This window comes from Microvirga sp. HBU67558 (assembly GCF_018069605.1).
GTDB lineage: Bacteria > Pseudomonadota > Alphaproteobacteria > Rhizobiales > Beijerinckiaceae > Microvirga > Microvirga terrae.
In genome coordinates, this window is sequence record NZ_JAGPUP010000393.1 from 1 (window position 1) to 6,774 (window position 6,774).

General features: G+C 65.1%; 6 protein-coding genes. 3 read left to right on the plus strand and 3 right to left on the minus strand.

What is annotated here, in order from left to right; genetic code table 11:
• Positions 1–134: 134 nt before the first annotated feature.
• The 3 genes from KBI52_RS02750 to KBI52_RS02760 all read right to left on the minus strand — a co-directional run bounded on the left by KBI52_RS02750 (position 135) and on the right by KBI52_RS02760 (position 3,040).
• Positions 135–467, minus strand: a complete 333-nt coding sequence (locus KBI52_RS02750) for a hypothetical protein (RefSeq protein ID WP_210805163.1) — start codon at positions 465–467, stop codon at positions 135–137.
• 68 nt (positions 468–535) lie between these two features.
• Positions 536–1,168, minus strand: a complete 633-nt coding sequence (locus KBI52_RS02755; RefSeq protein ID WP_210805171.1) for a response regulator transcription factor — start codon at positions 1,166–1,168, stop codon at positions 536–538.
• Positions 1,169–1,294: 126 nt separating this feature from the next.
• A complete protein-coding gene (locus KBI52_RS02760) occupies positions 1,295–3,040 on the minus strand; it encodes a histidine kinase (protein WP_210805165.1) in 1,746 nt (581 codons plus the stop codon).
• Positions 3,041–3,331: 291 nt separating this feature from the next.
• On the opposite strand from KBI52_RS02760, the gene KBI52_RS02765 reads away from it, so the two are divergent.
• From KBI52_RS02765 to KBI52_RS02775, 3 genes are all read left to right on the plus strand, one after another.
• Positions 3,332–4,264, plus strand: a complete 933-nt coding sequence (locus KBI52_RS02765) for a formylglycine-generating enzyme family protein (RefSeq protein WP_210805173.1) — start codon at positions 3,332–3,334, stop codon at positions 4,262–4,264.
• Positions 4,265–4,310: 46 nt separating this feature from the next.
• Positions 4,311–6,017, plus strand: a complete 1,707-nt coding sequence (locus tag KBI52_RS02770; protein WP_210805167.1) for an arylsulfatase — start codon at positions 4,311–4,313, stop codon at positions 6,015–6,017.
• 146 nt (positions 6,018–6,163) lie between these two features.
• Positions 6,164–6,532, plus strand: coding sequence for an Ig-like domain-containing protein (locus KBI52_RS02775; RefSeq protein ID WP_210805169.1), 369 nt, complete (start codon positions 6,164–6,166; stop codon positions 6,530–6,532).
• Positions 6,533–6,774: the final 242 nt, after the last annotated feature.

A 6,774-nucleotide genomic window follows, 5' to 3' on the forward strand; every position in this document is an offset into this window, starting at 1 on the left:
GCAGCGCTACGAGTTCGACATGCTCCAGCACGGACCCGTCATCGGCATCAGCGCCAAGTTCTGAATGGGTCGGCTCGACGCATGAGATCGGCTTGCGTCAACAGCGTCTTGCATTCGTGACGGCCTGCGCGGCCTCATTGGCCCAGGCAGCCGCGACTGGCGAAGAGAGTGGCGTCCACTCGCGTGAACCGACGTTGCGCCGACGATATCGGCAGGGTTATCGTGACGTTGTTGGCTGACGGACCAAGCGGAGGAGCAAGCTCGATCGGATTGAAGGCATTCCTCGGCTCGTAGGTCGACCCGACGGGATACGACGGGGTCAGGCGGTAGAGGCTGCGCGGTCTCACTCCCAGGACGAGGGGACCACTATCCTGCACCTGTTGACGGCGCGCTTGGGCATCGACATCCGCAGGGATGATCATGGATGCGATAGCCGCAAAGGCAACGAAAGCGGATGTGCGGTGCATGCATACTCCTCCTCGAAACGGATATGCGTCCGCCCTGGATTAAGACGTTGGCGCGATCGAGGGCATGATCAGCCCTCCACGATCTTGTTCTTGATGGCGTAGCGGATCAGGGCGGCGGTGGTGTCGAGGTTGAGCTTGCGCAGGGCCAGGGCGCGATGGGTCTCGACCGTCTTGGTGCTGACGCTGAGGATGTCGGCGATCTGCTTGTTGGTCTTGCCCTCGGCGATCAGTTGCACCACCGCCTTCTCACGCGAGCTCAGCACAGACCGCTTCGTGCAGCCCTTCGACAGGTAGGTCTCGAGCAGGGCCTCGGAGACCTTGCCGGTGAAGAACGGCTTGTGCGCCGCCAGGCTCTCCACGGCGGACACGAGGAACTGCTTCGCGTCCGACTTGAGCAGGAACCCACGCGCTCCCGCCTCGAGCACGTCCCGCATCAGGCTGTCGGTGTCGTGCATGGTGAAGATCAGCACCTCCACGCCGGGAACACGGCTGCGGATCTGCCGCGTGGCCTCGACTCCATTCACCAGCGGCAGGCCATAGTCGAGGATGACGATGTCAGGTCGCAAGGTTGTCGCCTGGTCGACGGCCTCCTTGCCGTCCCGCGCCTCACCGACCACCTCCCAGCCCTCATGCCCTTCCAGGATGGTGCGGACGCCGGAGCGGACCACGTCGTGATCGTCGGCGATCAGGATGCGCGTCATCATGCAACCTCCTTCGGCGGAGGCCCGGCTCGTCCGGCGGGCTCGAACCCAAGGCAGGATACACCTACCGGCCGTCGGCCTCACCTGAGCAATACCCTGAATCTGCTGGATGCAAACCCTGAAACATCAGGAGGGAGCCTCGCCGTCGAGCCTTGTCGCGCTGGGCAGCCAGGGATCGAGCATGCGCCGGGCTTGGCTCAGCGCCCGTCCCGCCACCGTGATCGGAACGACCGCAACGACCGACGTGCCGCTATAGCCGGACCGGATCCGCAGGTCGCCGCCGAACTGCTCCAGGCGGGCCCGCATCCCGGCAATACCGACGCCGAGCCGGATGGGCCCGGTGGGCCGATCCGGGCCCGCCATGCCATGTCCGTTGTCGCGGATGCGGATGACCAAGCGTCCGGACCGGATCCGGGCATCCACCGACACGCGGGAGGCCCCGGCATGACGATGCACGTTGGTGAGCGCCTCCTGCACCACCCGCAGGATGGCGCGCTGGAGATCCGCCGGGGTCTCGTCGACCTCCTCCGGGATCCGGATGCGGGCGACGAGCCCCGTGCGGCCGGCAAAGCCTTCGGCGAAGTCCCGCAGGGTCGCCTGGAGGCCATCCTTGGCGAGATTCGGCGGATGCAGCAGATACGTGAAGACCCGCAGTTCCCGCAGCGCCTCGCTCTGGAGGTTCTCGACCTCCGCCAAGGCCTTGCGGGCCGCCGGGATCTGCGAGACCACTCCCTCCAGGCCAGCAAGCCCGAGGTTTGCCGCCACAAGGTGCTGGGCCGTCGAGTCATGCAGTTCGCGGGCGATCCGTTGTCGCTCGTCCTCCTGAAGAGCAAGCAACTGGCCGGACAGCTCGTTGACCTGCCTTTTCGCCCCCGAGACCTGGTCGGACAAGGTCCGGAGGGGCTGCTCGACCTGGCGGGCCGTGAACCAGGCCGCAATCCCTCCAGTTAGCAGGAGCAGGGCCGCGGGTCCGGCCATCCGCCACAAGGCGGCGGTGATCGGCGCATTGAGATCCGCCTGCGGCACCGAGACGATGGTCGTCCAATTCGTCGCCCCCGACCGGCGGAAGGCAACAAGGACCGGAACCCCACGGTCGTCGGTGGCTTCAACGGTTCCCGTGACCGTGTTGTCTGGACCTGCATCGGCGAGGCGGGAGGCGAGTGCTGCGGGAACCGGCAGATCGGATCCCTTGTGGCCGTCCCTGTCGGCGACGATCGGCTGGAACTTGCGGTCGTAGAGGCCCTTGACCCAGGCAACCGGTACCGCTTGATCATCAAGGATTGTCCCTAGACGCGCCTCCGCCAGCGCAATGCTGAGGTGACCGCTCATCCGCCTGTCCGGACCATCGAGCCGAAGGCTGAGGGCCACGACGATGCGGCCCTTCAAGGGGGCCAGCATCCGGCCGGACACGGACCACCGGCGATCCCGGATTCGGTCGAGTTGCTCTTGGTAATTCGGGAAGTCCACATGCCGCGGGAGCGGCGATCCGAATGGTCGGAGAGTGTTGGCGACCTGCCGCTCGAGATCGTTCAGGACCAGCCAGGAGCCTTCCGGAACGGGGGTGGCCCTGAGCTGATCGTAAAAGGCCTTGATGTCCCCCGAGAGGAGCGCCGGAGATTTGGACAAGCCCTTCAGCAGGTAGTTGACCGCGGCCACTTCCTGATCGAAGCCGAAGGAGAGCGCCTTGGCGGCCTCTTGCGCGCGATGCTCGATCGCATGTCGCTCGTCCGCCGCGTGCGAGATCAACAGAGCCGCGGCGACGAGACATGCCGCAACGGTGATGGCCATGAAGGTCAAGGCAAGCCGGCCCCGCAGGCGGGGCACGAAGCCCTGGGGAGTTAGTGCAACCATCGGGGTGGTGCCATCAGCCATGCCGGCGCTCTTCGGCCGCAAGGACAACGCAACGGGACCGGCGGTCGCGACGCAAGCCGCGGTCCGGTTGCACAGGTTAAACCCTGACCGGCGTGCTGTCGATCCGGTCCGGCAACTCCCTGTATGCTAAATCAGGGTCTGCCGCCGTCAGTTTCAGGGAGGACCCCAATAGACCTGTATCGGCGTTCGAGACGACACTTCCGGTTCGCCAGGATGGGAACACAGCCCATGTCGCAGGTCACACTTCGGCATCTCCACGACCGCAGGCCAGAGGGCCCGCCCGATGCAGGCATGCTTCGGATGCCGGGCGGCACGTTCCGCATGGGATCGGACCTCCACTATCCGGAGGAGGCCCCGTCCCACCGTGTCATGGTCGACGGCTTCTTGATCGATCCGACGCCCGTTACGAACCGGCAGTTCTGTGACTTCGTTCGCGCGACGGGTTACGTCACGTTCGCCGAGCGGCAGCCGGACCCGAAGGATTATCCGAAGGCCCTGCCGCATCTGCTCAAGCCCGGCTCGCTCGTGTTCAGCCCGCCGGATTATCCGGTGGACCTGCGGGATTGGCGGCAGTGGTGGGCCTATGTCTTCGGCGCCAACTGGCGCCGCCCGCACGGGCCCGGCTCCTCGATCAAGGGCCTGGAGGACCATCCGGTCGTGCATGTGGCCTATGACGACGCCGAGGCCTATGCCGCCTGGGCCGGCAAGAGCCTGCCCACGGAAGCCGAATGGGAATTCGCGGCCCGCGGAGGCTTGGACCAGGCGGAGTTCGCCTGGGGCGACGAGTTCACGCCGGGCGGCCGCCACATGGCCAACACCTGGCAGGGGCAGTTCCCGTTCCAGAGCAAGAAGGAGGATGGCTACGAGCGGACATCGCCGGTCATGACCTACGAGCCGAACGGTTACGGCCTCTACGACATGATCGGCAACGTCTGGGAGTGGACGTCCGACTTCTACTTGCCCAAGCATCCGAACGATGTGGCCAAGCCCTGCTGCATCCCCGAGAACCCGCGCGGCGCACGGGCGGACCAGAGCTACGATCCTTGTCAACCGGAGACACGCATTCCGCGCAAGGTCGTCAAAGGGGGCTCGCATCTGTGTGCCCCGAGCTACTGCCGGCGCTACCGCCCGGCAGCACGCCACCCGCAGCCGATCGACAGCTCCATGAGCCATGTCGGCTTCCGGTGCATCATCAGAGAGAGAGGAGCAACCCATGAGCAGTGACCGTGCGTCCTCACGACCTTCAGGCAGGAAGAGCAGTGTCTGTCGGATGAAGACGAAGGCCGCGTTGATCGGGGCGACGGCCCTGATCGCGGCGGCGGTTGCGGGTCCGGCCCTCGCGCAGGCCCCGCAGCAGAAGCCCAACATCCTGTTCATCATGGGCGACGACATCGGCTGGATGCAGCCCGGCATCTACCACCAGGGCCTGATGGTCGGCGAAACGCCGAACATCGATCGCATCGGCCGGGAGGGTGCGAAGTTCATGACCTATTACGCCGAGCAGAGCTGCACGGCAGGTCGCAACGCCTTCTTCACCGGCATGCATCCGCTCAGGACCGGCATGATCCCGCCGCAACTGCCAGGCAGCCCGTCCTATCTGCGCCCCGGCACGCCGGCGCTGGCCAAGTTCCTGTACGATCTCGGCTACACCACGGGCGAGTTCGGCAAGAACCACCTCGGCGACCACACCGACGCGCTGCCGACCGCGCACGGGTTCCAGGAATTCTGGGGCTACCTCTATCACCTCGACGCCATGCAGGGCGTGAGCTTCCCCGACATCAACAAGACGCCGACCGAGCAGACGGTGGCACCGCCCTGCCGGAATACGCCGATCCCCGGGATGCCCCAGGATCCCGCGGCGGTCGATCCCGCCGTCACCACCTGCCTGACGCCGCCGCGGCCGGTGATGTGGTGTCGATCGTCCGACGGCACGGCCGCGAACCAGTCCTGCAAGGACGAGGGGCCGCTGACGCTGGAGCGCTCGAAGACGGTCGACGAGGAGATCTCGGCCAAGGTCATCGACTTCCTCGACCGCAACGATCCCGAGAAGACCAAGAAGCCGTTCTTCGTCTGGTACAACCCGGCGCGCATGCACATCACGACCGTGTTGCCGGACAAGTACATGGGGATGGTGGGCGAGCCGGGCGGCAAGGACTGGGGCGTCAATGAAGCTGGCATGAAGCAGATGGACGACAACATCGGCTACGTGTTGAAGAAGCTCGAGGAGATGGGTGAGCTCGACAACACGATCATCGTGTTCACCACCGACAACGGCGCCGAGACGATCACCTTCCCTGACGGCGGCACCACCCCGTTCAAGGGCGGCAAGCTGTCGACCTGGGAGGGCGGCATGCGCGCCCCGCTGGTCGTGCGCTGGCCGGGGCACATTCAGCCGGGAACGATCAAGAACGACATCTTCGCGTCCCTCGACTGGCTGCCCACCTTCGTCGACATCGCCGGCGGTCCCAAGGGCAATGAGCTGAAGGCCCGGATCGAGCGGGGCGAGTATCCCGGGATCATCAGGACGACGCTCGATGGCGTCAACCAGCGCGATTACCTGGAAGGTCGGTCGGAGAAGTCGGCCCGCGATACCTTCTTCTACTACTCGGGGAAGGACCCGTCCGCGGTGCGCTACAAGAACTGGAAGATCTACTTCGCGATGGTGTCCGATGCGCCCACCGGGTTCCTTGCCGGTGTCCTTCCCTATCACTGGAGCCAGGTCGTCAACATCAAGCGCGACCCCTTCGAGACGTCGATCGGCGAGCAGGCGAAGACGCTCTTCAGCATGGCCGGCGCCCTCGCAGGACCGGTCACGGCCTATGTCTACGACTGGAACATGCTGCCGATCGGCCAAGCACTCTGGCTGAAGGAGCTCGAAACCTACAGGAAGTTCCCGCCGATGCAGGATCCGGCGAGCTACAATCTCGAGCAGGTGATGGAGCAGCTCAAGAAGCCGCAATCCCATCCGGGCCAGTGACTTGAGCTGAAGCGAGAACACGCAATAGACCGTCCGAGATCGGCGGGCATCACTCAGACCAAATGCCCGCCGATCGCAAGCCAACAAGAAAACCCTGTGTAGGGGCTTACCTCAATCACATGCAGAGGAATGGAGAGGAGATCGTCATGAAAAAGTCATTGTCGCTCGTCGCGCTCCCGTTGGCGCTTCTATCGGCCAGCCCGGCTCTGGCCCAGAGCATGTGCGTCATCGCGGGCAACCGGGCCATCATGGGGGCGAACATGGAAGGCGCCTTCGACGTCCAGGCCGGACAGGGCTGCATGTCCGACATTACCCCGCAAGGCACCCTCACCAGTTCCGAGATCAGCCAGCGGCCGCAGCATGGCACCCTGAACATGGTCGACAAGGACACATGGACCTACACGCCCGCTCCGGGCTACAGCGGCCCCGATGCCTTCGCGATCACGGCAAAAGGGCAGAGCATCGACGAGAAGCCCGGCACGTCCGTGCTCAGCTACAGGGTGACCGTCAAGTAGCAGTGCACATCGCGTGAACTGCTCTTGGGATTAGGTAAGGGATGCCGAGGCTAAAGGCACCCGGCGTCCACCGTCTTCATACGCTTGCATCGACGGCGGTCTGGTGCGGGCGGACCCGGCGACAGCCGATTCGACGAAAGGGAGTTCTCGCCATGTTCAGCAAGCACGTCGCCTATTTCATCCTGGTCACCGGCGCCCTTGGCACGATGACGATCAGCGCTCCCGCGCAGGACGCGGGCGCC